Raw genomic sequence first — 20809 nt, 5'->3', positions numbered from 1 at the left:
AGACTATGAACAATCTCGAGAATATTGAAATTTTTGAAGCGACCTATGATGATAGAGAGACTGTTATCAATTTAATTAGAATGTATATGGAATTCTATGAAAAACCTGTGCATGAAAAAAGTTCTTTAGATACATTAGTAAATACGATAATAAAAAATAAAGATTTGGGATTATTCTACGTTTGTACGGTTAATAAAGAGCCAGTAGGATTTGCTACTTTATATACCACTTTCAGTACATTAAGTATGGGAAGAGCAATGATTTTAAATGATTTATTTGTTATCCCTGATTATAGAAAATTGGGTGTTGGGGATATGTTATTTAATACTTGTAAAAAGTACGTCCAAGACAATAATTATGCATATATGGAATGGGTTACCGCAAAAGATAATATAGTTGCCCAAAATTTCTATAAAAAACAAAAAGCAAATAAGAGTGATTGGATTGTTTACAGTATTTAAATAGCAATCTAATAGTATTTAGGGCGGATATAACAGAATATTTTCAATGTGCAATTTTGTTATGTATTTTCCAAATCCCTTTCTTTAAACAAGTTAAAACAAATTTAAGGTCAAACAACCGATATAAGAAAGAAGGAATGTATAATGCCAATTCAATTTATATTTATAGTACTATTGGCGCTGACTCTTTGTGGGGAAGGTATGTTAACAGTAACTCTAACCTGGACAATTTTGGATAAAGGGGGATCAGTTACTCATTTAGGAATTATATTAACATTAATGAGTTTGTTACCATTCTTTATGCAAAAGTATTCGAAAAGTCTTAAGATGTGGTTAACAAAAAGTCCATTGTTAATTTTCTCTGGTGTCCGTTGCATCGGTATTATTCTGATTATAATAAGTCTTTTAAATAGTGAGCATATTAATGTTTTTACTTTATATATTTTTGCAGGTGTTTTTTCTATTATTTTATTTTTATCTACGCAAAGCTTGGAAACTTATATGTCTCAAATGGTATTATCAGGAGAAATTCCAGCAGGAAAGGCTTCAAATATGTTACAAACTGCAATACAAATTGGAGCATTTGGTGGGAACGCAATAGCAGGATTTATGATGAATGTAGGTGGATTTAATAATGTGCTTTATGGTTTAGCATTCTCTTTAGGTATTGGGGTATTTTTACCTCTTCTAATGCCGCTATTAAAAAGTAAAGATGTTCAGCAAAATAAAAAACCTGTATCAAATCATATTGAAAAAATAAATCCAATAGATAATTCAAAAATATTATGGATTACAATTACTGGTATTGCTGTTTTAACAATACAACTTGCATCATTTAATTTTTTAGTACCAATTTTATTTCACGATGTATATCGTTGGGATCCTATGCAGTATGGATTTGTTAGTGCTGCAGCAGGTTTAGGGGCTTTATTAGCTACACTTGTTGGGAAATTTGAAAAATTTATTCCAAGGTCAATTTTTCTATTAATTGCTGTTTTTGATATTACTTTAGGATTAGTGCATTCCTGGTATCTAGCAATTGCCGTTTCATTTATGCTTGGTTTTGTTTTTAATCGTTCACGTATCAATCAAAGAACTGTCATGTTTGACTTTATTAAAACAAAAGAAGAAACGGTTATTTGGTCTAGTCGATCTACACTAGCATTCCAGTTTACCAAAGCCGCTTTACCTTTATCATTAGCATTACCTATTCAATGGATTGGGATTATGAATGCAGGCCATCTGTTTGGAGTGATAGGTACGGTTGTTGCTGCTACTATGATGGTAATTTATCTTAACGAACTAAATCATAGAAAGAAAATAGAGGTTTTACAACAAGAAGTTGCTCCGAAATCATTTTAATAGTAGCGTATTAAATGAAAAGAATAGCTAATGAAGTGAATTTTATAACGTCGAAACAACTTATAAATAACTATGTAGAAATGAGTACTGTATTATACAGTACTCATTTCTTTTAGTTCGTCTTTAATTATAATTAAAATAGTCAATATCATTTCCTAATTCCAATTCAAATAAGCAATTAAATTTCAACTAATCTATTAATAGATTTCTCAAATGAAACAATATCAACATTAATTCCTTATATAGATATGAGAGTATTAGATCCATTTTACTATGCATTTTGTGTAGTAATGTATTTATATTATGTTTTAGAGTGGTGACTTAAATTTAATTTATATCGTCAAAAAACTACACCCAAATTGTTAGGAGTGTAGTTTTTAGTTATGGTGTTTATTATTAGGAAAAGTCGCTTATAACCTTAATTCTCTGTCAAATCATAATTAGTATTTGTTTTGAATATTATAAGATTAGATACTATTTGAGCCACAGAAATATAATTATCAACAAATTCTTCTAATTCTCTCAAATCAGCTATTATGATTTTAGCAATAAAGTCAGTCTTTCCTGTAACTCTATAACAAAATTCAATATTTGTTTCAAGCTGTATACAATCCATAAATTCCTGGAATTGTCCTTCTTTTACTTTTATTTCTAATATTGCTTGTAAAGAATTTGTAGTTGCTTCTTTATTGCTATTTTCCGTTCCAATCATGTTAGTGGATTTAGTTTGAATAACGGTATTTTTCATTTGATAAAAAATCCTTTCAAATTAGTTTCAAATAGAAAAAATATAACCTTTTTCCATTACAGGTGAAATGGTAAGTCGAAGTAGGGTTTAGTATTATAAAGGTATTCAGATATAGATATAAAATATTATATGGTAAAAAATTTTAAAAGGAGGAATTTATATTATGAAAAAAGCATCGGATGATCAAAAGTTATTGAGTATCTATTTTCAGCAAATTGTAAAAGCAATTATACTCATGAAATAGTATAACATTCTATCATTCATTAAGAAGTATATTATTGAAAAAATTTAATAGATTTTGGTAATTGTAATAGTTTTCCAAAAGATAAAGAACAATTTTATAAGACTGAAAATATTGAGAAATAAGAAAAGTTAGTCACTTGATATTGGATTTATTACGCAAAATGTTATAATACATATATAAGCATTATTTAAAAAAGCAACTCGAACCCCAATCCGAGTTGCTTTTTTATCGTTTTCCGACAGAAGACTCCTTCCTCAAAAATGTGAAGGCGTGAAACACCAATTTTTAGGTGGGAGATGAATGTCGGTTGGCATAGGCCAACATGTTTGCTATCATTTACTTGTACAGATTGCTCTTTGAAAACTGAAGATATGAGGTTGGTTGCAGAAAAACGTTGCAACCGTAAAATCTTCAACGTTCTATCGCCCACACTTGCCGAAGTTGCGAAAACCAAGCTAAAGTAGGGAGTGTGGTGAGTTAACGTACAAGATACTTATGTTCTCAACGTAGGGACTACGGGTAGAGCCTGCTAAGATAACCGGTGGATAATCGGTGTTCGCAGGAATCTCCCACTTCAAACAGTCCGTTAGGACGTTAAGTGGTGAGTAGTTCAATATCTGTTTAATTATAAAATAACAACTAATTGAGTTGTTATTTTATAATATGTGATTGTTTGAAAATTGAATTTTTATATGCAATATTGCATATAAAAGCCTTTGTTTAACATGTTATAATTTTGTTAGTAAATTATTCATCCATTAATTTACTGCTATTCATATCAATAGATATGAAAACCCTAAATTTATAAATAAAAAGAGAAGAACTATGGTGGGTTCTTCTCTTTTTATTTATAATTACTTAGTACTTTTAAAAGGTCTATAGAATCTCAGTTATTTTAAATTTGCTAATAACCATTTTCAAATCTTAGAATATTTAGCAAATTTAAATTCTAATCAAGTGTTTTTGTACAAGTAGCAGATATAACAATTCAATTAAAATATGACATGCATAGTGAGAAATTTTTAAGTTGAAGTATGTGAGAATAATGATTATACCTATGGAATAGGTTTAGATGGAACAAATACATGATTTTTATTTATTTGTTCCAAATTTAATAGATCTTTAAAAATGAAGTTTATTTTTAAGGTATTGATTATTGTGATTCTGTAAAATTAGAAAAACTAATATGCCACTTATACGTGCATTCGATTAGGAGTCTTATTTGTGTTTCTACTATTCTCCATTTGTTTATCAATATTTGATAAACAAATGGAGAATTAACAAGGCAATCATCGTAGCAGTTTAATTTTTTGCAGAAAAACGGACAAAAATCCTATAGAAATGAGAAGAAAACAATCTTGTTATTCTAAAGATTTGTGTAAAATTTTAATTTGTTCCACATTTGTGTATCTTAATTTTAATAATATATTATTAATTGTTTATATTCATATCTGGTATTTAAGACTTAGGGATTTGCTAGCTTATTAAGGTTATATCTGATTAAAGATTAGAATGAATTTGAAATAAATGGGGTGTTTATGAAAATTTAGGTGTACAAAAAACGAAACCTTTATTTCATAGCAAGTAGGAAGAATAAGCGTATAAGCATGCTCATAAAAAAGGTAGGTTTTTATGAGTTAAGAGTCTTTATAAAATAACATATGTCTATCTAGTTGAAAAATATTATCTTATTAGTGAGAAAATTAAGAAGGACCTGATGTATTAAATCAGGCCCTTCAATTAAAGCACTAGAAAACAAACTGTCACCATTATAATAGCAATAAAGAGAATTTAATTCAATATGTTAAATGTTGAGAAATAAACGATAATAATTCCATTGTACCGTAAATAAAAGAGTACTTACTTCTCGTAAGTATTGCCACAATAGGTAAAGGGGTTATACCAGCAATAATTAGACGCCTGTGAATTAGCATCACTATTTAAATTTTTACCAGAGAGCAATTTGTTTAATTGGAAGAAAAAAAGAAGGGTCCTATTTGACTCCTTCCTTTTTCTCATACATACATAACGCTTGTTGACAACTTATGAAATAATAGCATTCATCGCTATTAAAATATAACACTAAAAGTAATTAATTAGATATGTAATTATGCATAAATTGTACTATTTCATGAATGGAAATAAAACAATTTATCGCTTTCGGGTTGGTAAATAAATAGACTCAGGTATACTTAGGGTAAAAACACCTGATCATTGATTGCTGGTTAAACCATATTTCTACATATCTTAAACAAATTATTTCACTGGATTGCATGTTAAAGAGGGGCAGGGCTTTATGAAATGTAGATTGTTCCTTAGTTTCTTGCTCGTGATTTTACTAGTCGGATGCATCGGAAAAGAAGTCACGTTATATACGATTCCAAAAGGGGTATTAGTCAGTGCCCCCCAAAAACACGCTCCGTTTACGGTTTCCTATCCTACTAAATTATCATTCTAAGTAGATTCCTTCTCTTTCAAACAATTCCATTGAATAAAGTTAATTCCGCCATACGTATCGCGTGGCATGGTAAAGGGGAGCACATATATCGATGCAATCATTGAAAAAGTCAGGAAAAAATAATTGTGTTCTTAGTGAGATGTAACATAGTACCAATTTTTTTCTATTTTCTTTATATCTTTAAAGATACTATTAAAATCGTCTTCATTTGGTTTTACATCATTGGGCGCGTAAATAAATCCAGAAAAGTTGTCTATTAGGCCACGATAAGTATAGAAGAAAACTGAAGCATTTTTCTTTCCATAGTGGACAATTACATCTCCTCCCCCCTTTGAGGTAGCTTTAAATTTTGGAGGCAAATGAATTTGGTTATTATCATAGGATACATTAGGGATTAATTTTTTATGTTCTATAAGTTCTATAACTTGTTTACGATCATCTTTGTAAATTAAAAAATCTAATTTTGTATATATCTTTGTAAAGGGGGTATATATCCAAATAATTATTATGATTAATTGAATAATTAAAGGTTTCGGATTTTTATATCTAGCAAGATGTAAAATTGATAAAATTAATACTATGAAAAACCATCCATGAATTGCTATTGAAAGAAGTGGCATAACAAATGGAGTAAGGAATTGAGTTAAATACCATTTTAAAAAGTGATAGAATATTAATACAATACCGCTTATCATTGTAATTTTGGTTAAATTTTTTTTCATGTTTTGTATGTCCTTTCACTCTTAAATAATATGTGATTTTAGTGATTGATTTTTTATTTATTCCTTGAATGCCGAATATATATCAGTTTAATAATATTTTAAACTAAAAAAGAACAAGTTAAAAATAAACTTGTTCTTTTTTTTAAAATGTATATAAATTAATATCCTTTATTATAATAATCTATGCCTACTTGAATCATTTCTTGGTCTCTAGGGTCATCAAAAAACGTTTTGTAGTATTCCCATTCCCAAGTATTGGAGAGTACCTGATAAAAACCAGCTCCACCTTTAAGTTCAATGTCAGTAAAACCAATTGCTTTACCAACATATCCATAGTGGAAGTTTCCAAGATCCTCCCCAGTTAGTGTTCTGTTATCAAATGTATATGTAGTTTTAGGCCCATATTTCAATTTATAATCCCAAGGACCTCCAGATTTCACTAATTTAGTGAAAACTGTGTATCTGTATGCTCTAGATGCAACAGCACCTTCAACGGGATTACCACTACTTTTTGCAATTTTTTCAGCTGATGCATTTATAATCTTCATACGATTCTTATTTGCCTTCATTATACTAGTAAAATCATTGGTAAGATCAGTATAAGTTGGTTTAACCCCATCACTTCCTGGATTAAAGTTATATGGCTGTAACTTTAGCCTAAGTCCCAACGATGCTTCTTGTCTTAGGACATCCTGTGCAATCTCATCTGCTAATTGCTCAGCTTGATGTTCTAATTCGGGTGATAGTTTGTAATTTGTTAAATCTGGTAATTGTTGATCTGTAGCAATTGTTGTTGTAGATTTTGTTGCTGCTGAAACTGGCGTTAAAGCAAAACTAGATAAGAAAACACATGATAATCCTAAAACTGCAATACTTTTCTTCATGACTCCACTCCTATTAATCTAATTATTTACCATAAATTGTATTATATTTTAAGTTTATAATATTTTCAATATATTTATTTTAATAAAATATCTGACTATTATTTTCAATATCTATTTATTTAATAAAACAATTATGGTATATTCAGGATATTAATGTAAAATAATAGAATTTAGGGAAGAGGAACATGTATGAATAAGAATCGTTTATTTGTTTCTGTTAGCGCGCTTTTATTAGGATTTTTCTTAAGTGATCCAGTTAATTCAAGAGCAGACGAAACAGTAGAAATTGTAACAAAAGAAGATGCACAAATTAAAGCAGGGTTTTATTTAAAAGGTATAAGTAATAAATCTTATCCAGAATGGAAAGAGGCTAATTTTAGTGAAAGTAAAACTTTATATGATTTAGAGGGAAAAGTTAAAGGGTATGTATTTCAAGTAAAAAAAGATAATAAAGATTTTGGATACATTATTGTTAACAGCGATAAAAATGGTACTCCAATTATAGAGTCTACAAGGGAAGGTACTAATCCATATAAAGGGGTAGAAGAGGGAAAAGCAATATATACAGGACCTATTCAATATTTAAAGAAAGAAAAAGAGAATGTTACAAGTATTTCAGGCGATCAAACTCTAAGCATTAAAGAAGCTAAAAAAAATGGGGAAGAAAAAGAGTTACAGCATAATAATAATAATAATAATGATTCCAACAAAAAAAATAAGACCTTTATGAAATCTGCACCTGCATCCGATAATGAAGAATTCAAAAAAATAGAAGGTGTACCAGATTATAATTGGTATAAAGGATGTACACCTACAGCGCTAGCAAATTTAGTTGCTTATTGGGATAAGCATGGATATCATAATTTAGTAGCAGATAATGTAAATGTTGATCAATTGATAAGTAATTTAGCAATTGAATTAGAAACAGATGATAAAGGATCTACATACTCATCTAAAGTTGCTCCAGCAGTGTGGAAATATTTTTCTAATCTTGGATATTTCCCACAGGCTTATCAGGATAATAGTCCGTCATACGATAGATTTGTAGGAGAGATTGATATGGGAAGACCACTCTTAGTCGCTACACAATCTGACCCAATTTATAAAAATCATATGATGACTGGTGTAGGATATCAAAAAGTCTTTATTCCTGAACTGAATGAAGAGTTTAAAGAACTAATTGTTCATGATACCTGGAATACGACTCCAGTAGATGTACATATAAACTATGATCAATATTCTAAATATATTTCGAATTATCAAATTATTAATCCATTCCCAACTGGTTGGCTTACAAATTCTATTTATCAAGAGGTAAAAAAGGAACTGGAATATAATTATCTTAATGGTAGTCCGTTTGGTGTTAGAAATGATGATTTTATGGCTAAATATGATCAATCGCAGACATTACGGGCTGGAGACTATTTTTTCCAAGCTCTTGCAGATGATTATGTAAGAGTTAATTTTGATGGGAACTTAATTATCGATGGATGGAGTGATAGTTCTACTGGGGTTATTCAACGTGCATTAGTTACAAACTTAAACAAAGGGCACCATTATATTACTACAGCATTCCAAGAGAATAAGGGAATTGCAGCAATCTTTTCCCACGTTGTACCCTTTGATTCTTGGTTGGCCTATTATTATAATAATAAGGATCTCGTAGGGGCACCTTATAAGTCGAAAATAATTGCTCCACAAGGCCTAGAAAAAAGCCTTATTGAAGATAATGGAACTGGATTTCCAATTTGGGGTATTAACCCTGATAATTTCTCTGCAAAATATACAACAGTAAAGCGCTTACCTGCAGGGGATTATATAATTCGAGGGAAAGCTGACGACGGTATTCGTGTATTTGTTGATGGAAAACTTGTTATCGATCGTTTTTATGCAGCTGGTGGATTCGTTGAAGATGCTAGAAAAATTAACATTCAAGATAATGCAGCAAATGGATTATTTGGGAAGAAAAATGAGAAAGATGTACATCTTATAGAAGTACAGTATTTAGAAGAAGGCGGTAACAGTAATTTAGAGTTTAACATTGAACCATACAAAGAATCTGTGGAACACCCTACTTGGACAGCAGAATACTATAATAATACTGAATTAAGTGGTACTGCAATAGTGACTGGAGGAGAAAACTCTAATGCAAGAATTGATAAATTGAACTTTGATTGGGGGGCCAAATCACCAGGTGCAGTACAAGTAGATAATTTCTCTGCAAGATTTACAAAAACAGAGACATTTGAACAAGGAAATTATTATTTTGAAGCAATGGCAGATGATGGAGTCCGTGTATACGTAGATGATAAAAAAATTATTGATTCCTGGGGATCAATGGGCGGGAACGACGTAAGATCGGTGACAGTCCCTATTACAGCTGGGGATCATAAAGTAAAAGTAGAATATTTAGAGTTAAGTGGAAACGCTAAGTTACGCGTAGATTATAGAAAAGTAAACTAATATTTATAAGTCTTTTAATGGAAATAAAGGGGGAAGCGATTCTCTCTTTTTTCTGTGAAAGGAATTGAGTTAAAATAGCTTTAATTTTTCAAGAATTATCATTAGAAATCTTCATTGGGATAAACTTTCATATAATCAAAATGGGAAAGAAGTACTAACACATATTACTTGGGGAGGAAACAACGAAGATAAAATGGTTCATTACTCTACAGTAATACCACTTCCACCGAATTCAAAAAATGTAAAAGTCGTAGCGAGAGAATGTACAGGTCTTGCATGGGAATGGTGGAGAACCATTATTAATGAACAAAATGTTCCAGTAACAAATGAAATAAAAGTTTCAATTGGAGGAACAACTCTATACCCAACTGCTAATAGTAGTCATTAGGTAGAAATGAAGCACCCTGTAAACAGGGTGCTTTTTTACATGGTCACAAGTATATCGGGATTTTTTGCAAATATAGCATACTCATCAGATAGCGATTGAGTGTAGACTCATTTAGTAAACTTTGCAACTGAACCACTAATTTTAATTTTTATAGATTTGCAAGAATTTTGTTATATTCAAGTTAGCGTTTTTTGTATATCTATTTCTGTATCTGATGAATTACTACATATCAATACACTTCGGTATTGATATAAAATCCTGTATGTTATTCGAGGTTTTAAATAGTTTAAATAAATTTATGAGAGAACTGAGATGGAACAATGATTTTTTTAAAAGTTATTGCATATATTTTATTAATTGATACTCCTACCCCTAAAGGATCAGCTGACTAACGTCAGTGGGGTTCTTGCTACCAAAGGCGAAGTCCATTTCTGGTATCGCTGACATGCAAGATTGCGGTGTGCTATCACCTAACTAAGAAAAATCTGATATGTATCAAAGTGTGTACCTATCTTCAAAAATTATAATTGTAATCAACAAATAAGAATGATCTGTGGGAAAACTTAGGGAAAAAGGAGTGGAGAAATCTTGATACATCAATATGAATTGAATTTTTCAGTGATGTATAGTGGTAAAGTATCAAGCTCACAATCTACGGTGATTCCAGCAAGTTCTTTAGAGGAAGCAAATGAAAAATTACTATCAGAAGTAAAACGGCGATTAGGGGATTGTAGTATAGAAATTAATTCAAAAAGTTTATATGTTTCAGAAGATAGTCGATATACCATTGAATAAGATAATGAAAAAGTTCCCTAGAAAGGGAGTTTTTTTATAGCAATCTCACAAAATAGAAGTATATATTAATAGATTTTTTTATACTTCTTATAATATCTATTTGAGTATTTCACTGGAGTGGTCCTCATAACAAGAATCATTTCCGTCCCTAATAGATAAAAATTTGTTTTCTTCATCTTTTGTAGCTGTACGACCAAAGTAATATCTATTCAAGGATTACCTTAAAATAACATTTTCACATGTAATTTTAAAAATATATATAGATTTATTTATGAGTTATTTGTATAGTTTAATTGTCTGTTATTTTTTTTAATTCATTTTTTTTGAGTGCTCCAGAAATGGAGCCTTTTTTATGCAATAATCCACTCTCCTTAGGTTATTAAGTAGATCCATATGTGCTTTACTTTCTCTAATTAAGGAATCCGTCATATGTTCATCAACTTCATATTTTGAGATATTCCCAAAATCAAAAAAGAAAACTTTATAACTCTACAGTTATTTATGAGGATTCAGCTCATCTTTTACATTTTAGGGAAGAGTGTATTTCTTAGTTTGATGGCAATGCGATATATTAAATTTTATGAATAATTTAGAAGTATTTTATGAGAAGTATAAGTTGACTAAAATAACCATCTTATACTCCTTGCTACAAAAGTAATGACAATATTGAATTTCTCTTATTTTTTTATGGAATAAATTTTGTAGCTAATCAAAACTTAGAAGAAACGATAGAAAAACTCAAAAAAATAACGAGTAAATTTAAAGTATAATAACAGCTTACTTATTCTATATTTACCAAAGATCGCGTAGAAGAATTAGAGGAGTCAATGAAGAGATGAAAAAAAAGAAAAAACTATTGGACTTATGGAAGACAATCACATTATTAGTGTGTACAGTTGTAATGTTTTCTTTACTTGTGACAGACATATTAATTAGTCATAATGTAGAACGGGCAACGGAGGATAGCCAAGCAGAGAAAGCAAAAACGATTGCACGTATTGTGGCGAATGATTCAGTTGTAATCGATGGTTTAACAGGCAAATCAGATACTTCCGCAATCCAAACGTATACAAATAGGCTATTAAAAAATACAGATGTTCAATTTATTGTCGTTATGGACATGGGCGGAATAAGAAAGTCTCACCCAGATCCCCAAAAAATAGGTCATCATTTTATTGGAGGAGATGAGGGACCTGCATTGAAGGGACAAGAACATGTTTCACTTGCAGAAGGAACTTTAGGGGTTTCTATGCGAGTATTCGTACCTATTTTTGCTGAAACAGGTGAGCAACTTGGTGCGGTCGCTGTTGGCATTTCAGCTGATAATGTGAAAGAGAGTGTGAAAAAAAGTAGACATATTATTTATATAGGTGTTGGAGTAGGAATATTAGTTGGTATTATAGGGGCGATATTGCTAGCTAGACATATAAAGAAAAGTTTATTTGGTCTTGAGCCACATAGGATAGCGAAAATTCTTGAAGAAAGAAATGCAATGTTACTTTCGGTGAAAGAGGGTATTATTGCTGTAGATAAAGATGCCAATGTAACTTTAATAAATAATGAAGCAAAACGAATATTAAAGAAAGGTGGACTCACAGGAGATATTATCGGTAAAAATCTTGAATTGTATACGCCGAATTCACGTATAAAAGAAGTGTTGCAAACGGGAGAGGTACAATTAAACGAAGAACAAAATATTTATGGAATTACGATTGTGACGAATCGTGTTCCTTTATATGTAAAAGGAGAAATAGTTGGCGCGATTGCAACATTTCGTGATAAAACAGAGATTAGACAATTAGCGGAAGAACTAACTGGTATTAAGCTATATGCGGAAGCATTACGGGCACAATCTCATGAATTTATGAATAAAATGCATGTCGTCTTAGGGCTTACACATATGAAACAGTATGAAGAATTGCAGAAATATGTAAGTCGTATGGTATCAGAGCATCAATATGAAATTGGTGGGGTTATGAAAAGAATTAAAAGTCCTGTATTTGCTGGTTTTCTACTGGGTAAACTTAGCTATGCTAGGGAGAAAAATATAAAGTTAATTATAAGTGAAGAATCGGACTTACCAGATATATATGATGATTGTATCATCCATGAACTTATTACGATTGTTGGAAATTTAATCAATAATGCATTTGACGCAGTAATGAATTGTGAGAAAAAACAAGTTGAAGTTGGAATACAACATGGAGATGCCTTAATGATAACAGTACAAGATACAGGAAGTGGAATACCAGAAGATATGCTGGATAAATTGTTTACAAAAGGTTACTCCACAAAGGGAGATAATCGCGGTTATGGCTTATATCTTGTAAAAGAAAGTACACAGCGAATAAATGGAAAGATTTATATCCATTCATCGTTAGGAGAGGGAACAAAGATAACAATTGAAATACCTAATAGTAGGGATGAGGGGCAAATATGATTAAAGTTTTAATTGTAGAAGATGATCCGATGGTAGCAATGTTAAATACACATTATTTAGAACAAGTAGGAGGGTTTGAACTTGTTCAAGCAGTTAACTCAGTAAAATCGGCAATAGAAGTATTAGAGAAATCCCGAGTAGATTTAGTCTTACTTGATATTTTTATGCCTGAAGAGACTGGATTTGAGCTTTTAATGTATATTCGAAATCAAGAGAAAGAAATTGATATTATAATGATTTCAGCTGTACATGATATGGGGAGTATTAAAAAAGCATTACATTATGGCGTAGTAGATTATTTAATTAAACCCTTTACATTTGAACGATTTAAAGAGGCATTAACTATATATCGAGAAAAACTTACTTTCATGACAGAACAACAAAAAATTAGTCAATCGGAATTAGATTCATTAATTTTACAAAAGGAAAAAAGAGAGCCTATTGTCACTAAAGAGCTTCCAAAAGGATTAACGAAACAAACGTTACAATTAATTTGGGAGAAAATTGAGTCACTGAATGGACGGACGTTTACAACAGATGAAATGGCGCAATTAGTAGGGGTTTCAAGAGTTTCTATTCGAAAGTATGTCATGTTTTTGACTGAAATCGGAATATTAGAGAATAAAATGGTGTATCAGCATGTGGGAAGACCTGTGAGTCAATTGAGATGTATTGACCAAAATAAAATAAGTTTTTACGTATAAGCGACTTATGATAAGTCGCTTATATTTTTAAATTTTTTATTGATAGATGTGAGACCACTATTTTAGTACGATAAGAAAATTGTCGAAAAAAAGATATAATTGTCAAATTTTGTTGCAGTAAGATTTGTTCGATGTTAAATTCTTATTAATAAGAAAAAAAGATATGGGTTCGTTTCATTCTCATACCCTATCTTTTGTAATTATTTAGTATGAACAAGGTTGAAAATTTCTTTCTTCTGGTATGTTTTATATTTATCAAAATATAGCAATATTTACGAAAATTAATTTCTTAAATTTCTGAAAATACACCGACAGAAAATCGAAATTAATTACATTCATTTCACGAAAGAATTTTAATGGAACTAATTGAAAAAGAGAGGATTATTTATATGCAGAAAAGGAATCATTATAGATTTCAAAAACCGATGAAAGTGCTTGCGACAGCTGCTATTTTGACAACTACATTATTTACACCTATTATAACAAACAATTTAAATGTACACGCTGAAACAGTGAATCAACCAACTACAAATCAATATGAACTAAGGGAGTTTGACCTACCAGCTACAGGAAGCTATCAGGATGAAGCAACAAGAGAGAGAAGAAGTGAACAAAAAACCTATATACCAACTGGAATTTATATACAACCGAATGAAGAAGTTACAGTTGAAGTATCAGGAACGAATAAGATTAGAGCAATTATTGGAACACATGGCTATGATAAAGAATGGGGAAAAGAAATTAAACTTTCACCTGGTACGAATAAGATTTCATCTCCAAATGGTGGGTTATTAGGACTTGATAATAATCAAACAACAGGAACAGTTAAGGTGAAAGTCACACAAGGCGGGAGCCATGTCCCGTTCTTTGAATTAGGAAAGCATACGAAAGCAGACTGGATTGCGATGATGGACAAGTATCCAAATGCACATGCTGTTCAATTAAAATCAAAGAAAGCAGTGCTTACGGTTACTCAAGATAGTGCTAAGAAGCATATAGTGAATCAAGATCCTATCCCGTTATTAGAAACATATGATGAAATGATTCGAGCGCAAGATAAAATATCTGGATTATCTGAAACAGATCCTAATCCTTTACATCGTTCGACTGAACGTATTTGGGCCTTTATAGAAAATCCTAACAGACCAACATGGGGCATGTATGCAAGTCTAGATGGAGCTGCATTTACTACTGCTGGTAACGCAATTGAAAGTGCTTTAAATGTAAATAAATTTGGATGGGGACAAATGCACGAAGCGGGACATGCAAGACAACAATACCCATGGACGTGGAATGATTTAAGAGGGATGGGTGAAGTAACTGTTAATCTATATTCTTTAGCTGCACAAAAGCGATTATTCCCGAATCAACCGACGCGTTTAGAAAAATCCGGTGATTACGATAAAGCCTTTGTATACTTAAAACAAACAGATAAAGACTATAAAAATATTAATGACTTGTTTGTGAAACTTGTTATGCTTTGGCAACTTCATCTCGCATATGGTGAGGATTTTTATCCGAATCTTCACAAACTATATCGAGAGTTACCAAAGGATCAACTTCCAAAAACGGATGAAGAGAAAATTCAAGCATTTATTTACAATACATCCAAAGTAGCGAAACAAAATGTACTCCCGTTTTTTGATCAATGGGGACTGAAAGCATCGCAAGAAACGCGACAAAAAATAGAAGCTTTGAACTATCCAATATTAACCGCACCTATTTGGGAAGCCACAGATTCTAAACCTGTAATTGTAGAAGAAATTCCAGATATGGAACCGAATTTTACAGTACCTGTTGGAGCGACAGTTAATATAGGTAATTCATTCGACCCAATGTCAGGAGTGTCTGCTACTGATAAGGAAGACGGAGACCTTACTAATAAAATAACAGTTGACGGTAAAGTAGATACCTCTAAAGCAGGCACTTACGAGTTAACTTACACAGTTAAAGACTCTAAAAGTCATAAAGTAAACGCAAAACAAACGGTAACGGTTAAAGAGAAAGAAGAAATAAAAGATGAGCCGCCATTACTAAAAGTACCCTCAGAAACTACAATTTCGGAAGGGGATGAATTCGATCCAATGAGAGATGTAAGTGCTACTGATAAAGAAGATGGTGACCTTACATCAGAAGTAAAATATGAAGGTGAAGTAGATACAAATACACCTGGCACTTGCACGATTAAATACACAGTTAGAGATTCTGCAGGTCATTTGGCAACTCAAATACAAACTGTAACAGTTAAAGAAAAAGAAAAACCTATTGAGATTCAAGAGCCTGAGTTAACTGTACCTACTGAAGGGAAGATGAATGTAGAAGAAAAATTCGCACCAATGACTGGGGTTAAAGCTATTGAGAAAGAAGATGGTAATATTACTGATAAAGTAAGACATTTTGGTGAAATAGATATATTTAAAACTGGTATTTTCGAGGTAAAATTCCTTGGTCGTGACTCCGGTAGTAATGAGGTAACTACAATACAAAAAGTGGTAGTGACAGATAAAGAAAATGGTATTAATAATATCCCTAACAACAGTAATTCTGATGAAAAAGAAGATACGTATAAAGAGCTTCCAAAAGCAGGTACAAGTACAAATAACAGTGCAGCAATAGGCATATTGATGGTTCTTGTAGGTATGATAATTACTTTTGGTTGCAAATTTAAAAGGGTACTAAAATAGTTGTACCTCAGTGCATTAAATAAAAGTAAGACTGAATCAGGAGTTCGAATTGAAACAATGGAGAGATTGACACTCCCACGTCTAAAGAAGGACTAAAGTCCTGCGTGGGCTTTCTCGTATCGTAAATTCTGTAATTTTTTTGTTACCTTCAAATGAATCAGCTATATGTTAAAATGTTTATATTCCTCCTAATCAATTCATGTGATTAGGTGAGCCCTAAGGAGCCCCTATCTCCTAAGGGCTCTTTCATAATCTATTATTCTATCTTATTTACCTACTCTATAAAGCAAATTAATCTCCCTTTCATACCCACAAATTATCCTCCTCAAGATCAGATGCCTTGAAATCTCTCTTCAAGATATTAGGACTTCCATGACGAGAAGTATTAAGCCATTATTAATACTGTTTATAGGTATGTATTTTTTACACAATTAAAATTGATTAACTATCTGTTTTTCAATATTTATTCTTATAAAGATCAAGTATACATTAATTCTTCGCCAAGATTCCCTAAATGAAAATATATCCATAGGGAAGCGTGTAGAACCTTGCTATAACGATAATAAGAAAATACAGCCAATATATGTTAGCTATATGCCTACATTGCAATTGTAGGATTAGCAAAAACAAAATAATAATTTGGAAATGCTGCATAAATTGTATGAACAAATATTAATAATCCTATCTATTGTTGAAGAGAACTAAAAAAAGAAGTTGTCCCTAAAAAGTCGTTTTTTAACGAATTTTTGAGACAACTTCTTTTCTTACATATTGTAAGTTAAATTTGAGAGTAAAATAAAATTAAGCACGTTATTATTTTGTAGAAATTCCTACATACGATGAAATATCAACATTTAATGCTTCTGCTAAGCGAATACCATATTCGCGATCTGCACGGAAGAAGTTACAAATAGCTAGTAGTTTCGTACGCTCATTTACGTCTTTCAAGTCATTAGTTAAGTTTGCAATTAAGTTGTCTTGCTCTTCTTTAGAGAATGAACGATAACGCTCACCGGCTTGTTTGAAGTCGTTCGGTTTCTCATTTTTTTCACGAGATACATAGCCTCCTACTCTCATAGTTGAATCGCGGTATGTTGGGTCTTCAACTGGATTTTCAGTATGGCGGCTCGGTTCATAGTTTATTGTAGATGGGTTTTGATTTACTTGCATCGCACCATCACGTTGTTGATTACGAACAGTTGCGTATGGGCAGTTTACAGGGATTTGTAAATAATTTGCACCAAGTCGGTAACGCTGTGTATCTGGGTAAGAGAATAAACGACCTTGTAATAGTTTATCTTCAGATGGTTCAATACCAGGTATAGTTGCACTTGGTGTAAAGGCCACTTGCTCTACTTCCGCAAAAAAGTTTTGTGGGTTACGATTTAGTGTCATTGTCCCTACTTCAATGAGTGGGAAACAATTTTCTGGCCATACTTTTGTTGGATCTAATGGGTCGAAATCTAAAGAATCCATTTGATCTAATTGCATCACTTGTACGTATAGATCCCATTTTGGATGATTTCCTTTTTCAATCGCATCGAATAAATCGCGAGTTGCATGATTGAAATCTTTACCTTGTACTTGTTCCACTTCTTTTGCACTTAAATTTCGTACACCCTGCTGTGGTTTCCAATGATATTTAATGTAAACAATTTTACCTTTTGCATTAATCCATTTAAATGAATGGACCCCGAAACCTTCCATTTCACGATAGTTTGCTGGTGTACCATAATCAGAAAATACCCATGTCATCATATGAGTAGATTCTGGTGTTAACGTCATAAAATCCCAATAACGATCTGGCGTTTGAATATTTGTATCAGGTGCTGGCTTTAAAGAATGCACCATGTCAGGGAATTTAATTGCATCACGAATGAAGAAAACTGGTAAATGGTTACCTACGATATCGTAGTTTCCTTCTTCTGTATAAAATTTAACAGCGAACCCACGCGGATCACGTGCTGTCTCCGGAGAGCCTTGGCCATGAATAACTGTTGAGAAACGAACGAATACGGGCGTTTCAGTTCCTTCATTTTGTAAAAATGCTGCCTTCGTATATTGCTTCATACTGTTTTTAGTTACAAATACACCGTGAGCACCTGCACCACGTGCATGTACAACACGCTCTGGAATACGCTCACGATCAAAATGGGCAAGCTTTTCTACTAAATGATAGTCTTCTAATAATACCGACCCACGGCGACCAGCTGTACGAGAATTTTGGTTATCTCCAACTGGAGCACCTTGGTTTGTTGTTAAGCGATTATTTGGATTCATGAAGTGGAACCTCCTATTTATAAACGATAATAATTTTTTTATAATAATTATTATAATTTAATATATATTTAGTTTTATTTCTTGTCAATAATTAAAAATCGTTTTTATTTCATTTTTTGAGATAGGGTCCGTGAATCAATCTATAAATATATCTTGTATATTTACCATAGCCAACCTAAAATACTCTGCAAAAAATCCATGACTCTTTTTTATCACCTAAAATTATTCAACCGATTAGTAATCTTCTAAGCTAGAGCATACTAATCACACATCTTTTCTGCAGTTTCATTCCCCTTATATTTATATAAATTAATCCGCATAAGTACTCGTCCATCATTTTGGAATTTTTCAAAACCTCTTCAGTGGTAACTATATGCTCAACTAAGTAATTATTTCATGTTATGTAGTATGTATATTAAGTTGTAATTATTATAAATTGATAATTGATAAAAGTAAATAATTTGTCGATAAATGTCATAAAAAAACCAATATCAATTCTTTTTTTATAATTTTTATAAAAAAAGAATTGATATTGCATGGAGATTATATTAATATCATTCGAGGATATTATGTACTATTTGGGGCTACCGCCAGCATTTTGGAACAACCAAGCTTCTTAAATGAAAAGATCTCTAGCGTACGATATTCGCCTTTAGGCTAGGAAGATATTAATTTCTTAGGAGAATATAAGTTTGGGAGATTACACCCAATAAGTTTACATTGCTTATGTCTTTTGAATATTAAAGAGCCGATTTGCTCATAACGAGATAAATTGGGTTCTTTTCTTCTCTGAATTTTCTTAGCTTGGTTTTTTTCTGAAATAAACGTTAATTATGAGGAGAGAATGCCGATGCTTAGAAAATGCCGAAATATAGGGAGCTTATTATTAATTCTTACTTTGCTAATTATAGCTTGTGTATTACAGGCCTTGGGAGAGGAGAATGGGGAATGACGGATGCAATTATAGAAATTTTTATGAAATTCATTGTGATTTATTGTATAGGCTGTTTTGGTGGTAGTTTGTTATGGAAAACGAAAACAGATTGAAAGATAAGGAGATTCACTATGAGCCTTCCCACCCAAAAAAAATATTGCAGCGAGTTAAAAAAGAGGCAACGTCATACTGTAATGTTGATCCTTTGGCTTTTGCAATAGGGATTAGAAATGGATTTTTAATGGTAATGCCATTTTGGTTAGTTGTATTGTATTTAGTTATATGAAAACGCCATAACTACGAAAGGATGAAAGAAATGATTGCTTCGAATGCAATTGTAGATATCCATTCGAAAAAGCAGGCCCAAGAATTCACAATGGAAATGACAAAACAAATGCTTCATGAAACCGTTGGATTCATGTGGGGGAGAACTACATAATTATTTTTAAGTGGAACCATCTTTTATCTTAAAGCTAAGTATAAAGAACAAGCTCATTTATCCGAACTTAAGGTGTTTGTTGTACAAAGTGAGAAGAAGGACAGCTTTTTAGAATATATCACTAGCCATTTGAGATTATCCTTCCTCTCATGCTTTTTAAATCATGTTAGCTTGTAAAGAATCAATGCGTGCTCTTTGTTTCTATCCTTTCTGGATCGTATATGAGGGCAATAGAGGGGGGAATAACAAAATGAGTTTAATCACTCCACATTATTTGCTTGTAGGCGGATGTTCGAAAGACAAAGTGTTACAGGCACATAAAAAAGCAAAAGAAATATTTAATCCGAATAATGAAATGAGTAAATTGATAAGTCCGTTGAAAAGCGACTCCTTTTTTATACTTTACGACGGCAGCCATCACAGATGGAAAAATGAAGATGAATATATGAAGGCGAAAACGGCATATATTCAATACCTTGTAGAGTCTGATATTCAGTTTGTAGAAATGGCAACACAAGAATTGATTTCTTGAAAATATGCAAAAGGTCCATAAAAACTAGAACAGCACATCTATCATGTAGAAAGAAAAAAACGGCGCATCATTAATCAGCTAATCGATTGGGGAGTTTCAAGAGGCTCAACTTTATTTAGGTGAATCAGAAGAGAACTTGGATTATCTAGTCAAAGCGTTTTGAGGTGTATATAAAAACGTGGGAATTTAAGAGCAAGCGATGAAAAATATTTCGTTTTCACGTAATAAATTATGTGGTGGTAGAGTTCACAGGAGAATGAGATTAAGGACG

The 20809-nt window shown here is 31.8% G+C and carries 15 protein-coding genes and 1 pseudogene; 12 read left to right on the top strand and 4 right to left on the bottom strand.

What is annotated here, in order from left to right:
* The first annotated feature begins 5 nt into the window (after window positions 1-5).
* Together JDS81_RS16300 and JDS81_RS16295 are read left to right on the top strand one after the other, a co-directional pair.
* Window positions 6-461 (top strand): GNAT family N-acetyltransferase, encoded by a 456-nt coding sequence (locus tag JDS81_RS16300; RefSeq protein WP_001061014.1) that lies wholly within the window; start codon window positions 6-8, stop codon window positions 459-461.
* Window positions 462-605: 144 nt separating this feature from the next.
* Window positions 606-1823: an MFS transporter gene (locus JDS81_RS16295; protein WP_001122312.1), complete on the top strand. Its 1218-nt coding sequence runs from the start codon at window positions 606-608 to the stop codon at window positions 1821-1823.
* 418 nt (window positions 1824-2241) lie between these two features.
* Here the strand turns inward: JDS81_RS16295 and JDS81_RS16290 are convergent, their stop codons facing one another.
* Window positions 2242-2571: an Lrp/AsnC family transcriptional regulator gene (locus JDS81_RS16290; RefSeq protein WP_000799644.1), complete on the bottom strand. Its 330-nt coding sequence runs from the start codon at window positions 2569-2571 to the stop codon at window positions 2242-2244.
* 2540 nt (window positions 2572-5111) lie between these two features.
* Here JDS81_RS16290 and JDS81_RS16285 point away from each other — a divergent pair.
* Complete coding sequence (locus JDS81_RS16285; protein ID WP_179864521.1) at window positions 5112-5273, top strand: hypothetical protein; 162 nt, start codon at window positions 5112-5114, stop codon at window positions 5271-5273.
* A 131-nt stretch (window positions 5274-5404) separates the two neighbouring features.
* Here the strand turns inward: JDS81_RS16285 and JDS81_RS16280 are convergent, their stop codons facing one another.
* Window positions 5405-5995, bottom strand: a complete 591-nt coding sequence (locus tag JDS81_RS16280; RefSeq protein ID WP_097954546.1) for a hypothetical protein — start codon at window positions 5993-5995, stop codon at window positions 5405-5407.
* Between the two features lie 158 nt (window positions 5996-6153).
* Complete coding sequence (locus tag JDS81_RS16275; RefSeq protein WP_097954547.1) at window positions 6154-6879, bottom strand: polymorphic toxin type 44 domain-containing protein; 726 nt, start codon at window positions 6877-6879, stop codon at window positions 6154-6156.
* A gap of 189 nt (window positions 6880-7068) precedes the next feature.
* Here JDS81_RS16275 and JDS81_RS16270 point away from each other — a divergent pair, with 189 nt between their 5' ends.
* From JDS81_RS16270 to JDS81_RS16245, 6 genes and pseudogenes are all read left to right on the top strand, one after another.
* Complete coding sequence (locus JDS81_RS16270) at window positions 7069-9342, top strand: PA14 domain-containing protein (protein ID WP_097954548.1); 2274 nt, start codon at window positions 7069-7071, stop codon at window positions 9340-9342.
* 115 nt (window positions 9343-9457) lie between these two features.
* A pseudogene (locus tag JDS81_RS16265) lies at window positions 9458-9730 on the top strand (thiol-activated cytolysin C-terminal domain-containing protein); the annotation flags it as partial.
* Between the two features lie 588 nt (window positions 9731-10318).
* A complete protein-coding gene (locus JDS81_RS16260; RefSeq protein WP_000581809.1) occupies window positions 10319-10525 on the top strand; it encodes a hypothetical protein in 207 nt (68 codons plus the stop codon).
* An 835-nt stretch (window positions 10526-11360) separates the two neighbouring features.
* On the top strand, window positions 11361-12965 hold the full coding sequence (locus JDS81_RS16255; RefSeq protein ID WP_097954549.1) for a sensor histidine kinase: 1605 nt from the start codon (window positions 11361-11363) through the stop codon (window positions 12963-12965).
* Window positions 12962-13669, top strand: coding sequence for a response regulator (locus tag JDS81_RS16250; protein WP_046958451.1), 708 nt, complete (start codon window positions 12962-12964; stop codon window positions 13667-13669). Before JDS81_RS16255 ends, JDS81_RS16250 begins: the two co-directional genes overlap by 4 nt.
* A 389-nt stretch (window positions 13670-14058) precedes the next feature.
* On the top strand, window positions 14059-16353 hold the full coding sequence (locus JDS81_RS16245; RefSeq protein WP_097954550.1) for a M60 family metallopeptidase: 2295 nt from the start codon (window positions 14059-14061) through the stop codon (window positions 16351-16353).
* Window positions 16354-17166: 813 nt separating this feature from the next.
* On the opposite strand, the gene JDS81_RS16240 is transcribed toward JDS81_RS16245, so the two are convergent.
* Window positions 17167-18633 (bottom strand): catalase, encoded by a 1467-nt coding sequence (locus JDS81_RS16240; RefSeq protein ID WP_097954551.1) that lies wholly within the window; start codon window positions 18631-18633, stop codon window positions 17167-17169.
* A 1025-nt stretch (window positions 18634-19658) separates the two neighbouring features.
* Here JDS81_RS16240 and JDS81_RS16235 point away from each other — a divergent pair.
* From JDS81_RS16235 to JDS81_RS16230, 3 genes are all read left to right on the top strand, one after another.
* On the top strand, window positions 19659-19853 hold the full coding sequence (locus tag JDS81_RS16235) for a hypothetical protein (protein WP_097954552.1): 195 nt from the start codon (window positions 19659-19661) through the stop codon (window positions 19851-19853).
* Window positions 19854-19883: 30 nt separating this feature from the next.
* Window positions 19884-20006: a hypothetical protein gene (locus tag JDS81_RS30745; protein WP_255569968.1), complete on the top strand. Its 123-nt coding sequence runs from the start codon at window positions 19884-19886 to the stop codon at window positions 20004-20006.
* A gap of 250 nt (window positions 20007-20256) precedes the next feature.
* Complete coding sequence (locus tag JDS81_RS16230; protein WP_097954553.1) at window positions 20257-20538, top strand: hypothetical protein; 282 nt, start codon at window positions 20257-20259, stop codon at window positions 20536-20538.
* Window positions 20539-20809: the final 271 nt, after the last annotated feature.

Origin of the sequence: Bacillus cereus group sp. N31 (assembly GCF_016483245.1) — a bacterium.
Taxonomy (GTDB): Bacteria; Bacillota; Bacilli; order Bacillales; family Bacillaceae_G; genus Bacillus_A; species Bacillus_A toyonensis.
The sequence above is the reverse complement of the archived record's forward strand: the minus strand, read 5'-3'. Positions and strand labels throughout refer to the sequence as shown.

Bases quoted from the DNA above. Each gene is read 5' to 3' on its own strand.
- JDS81_RS16255 (WP_097954549.1), top strand. From the start codon at position 11,361: ATGAAAAAAAAGAAAAAACTATTGGACTTATGGAAGACAATCACATTA.
- JDS81_RS16275 (WP_097954547.1), bottom strand. From the start codon at position 6,879: ATGAAGAAAAGTATTGCAGTTTTAGGATTATCATGTGTTTTCTTATCT.
- JDS81_RS16285 (WP_179864521.1), top strand. From the start codon at position 5,112: ATGAAATGTAGATTGTTCCTTAGTTTCTTGCTCGTGATTTTACTAGTC.
- JDS81_RS16295 (WP_001122312.1), top strand. From the start codon at position 606: ATGCCAATTCAATTTATATTTATAGTACTATTGGCGCTGACTCTTTGT.
- JDS81_RS16270 (WP_097954548.1), top strand. From the start codon at position 7,069: ATGAATAAGAATCGTTTATTTGTTTCTGTTAGCGCGCTTTTATTAGGA.
- JDS81_RS16290 (WP_000799644.1), bottom strand. From the start codon at position 2,571: ATGAAAAATACCGTTATTCAAACTAAATCCACTAACATGATTGGAACG.
- JDS81_RS16280 (WP_097954546.1), bottom strand. From the start codon at position 5,995: ATGAAAAAAAATTTAACCAAAATTACAATGATAAGCGGTATTGTATTA.
- JDS81_RS16245 (WP_097954550.1), top strand. From the start codon at position 14,059: ATGCAGAAAAGGAATCATTATAGATTTCAAAAACCGATGAAAGTGCTT.
- JDS81_RS16250 (WP_046958451.1), top strand. From the start codon at position 12,962: ATGATTAAAGTTTTAATTGTAGAAGATGATCCGATGGTAGCAATGTTA.
- JDS81_RS16300 (WP_001061014.1), top strand. From the start codon at position 6: ATGAACAATCTCGAGAATATTGAAATTTTTGAAGCGACCTATGATGAT.
- JDS81_RS30745 (WP_255569968.1), top strand. From the start codon at position 19,884: ATGATTGCTTCGAATGCAATTGTAGATATCCATTCGAAAAAGCAGGCC.
- JDS81_RS16240 (WP_097954551.1), bottom strand. From the start codon at position 18,633: ATGAATCCAAATAATCGCTTAACAACAAACCAAGGTGCTCCAGTTGGA.
- JDS81_RS16230 (WP_097954553.1), top strand. From the start codon at position 20,257: ATGAGTTTAATCACTCCACATTATTTGCTTGTAGGCGGATGTTCGAAA.
- JDS81_RS16235 (WP_097954552.1), top strand. From the start codon at position 19,659: ATGGAAAACGAAAACAGATTGAAAGATAAGGAGATTCACTATGAGCCT.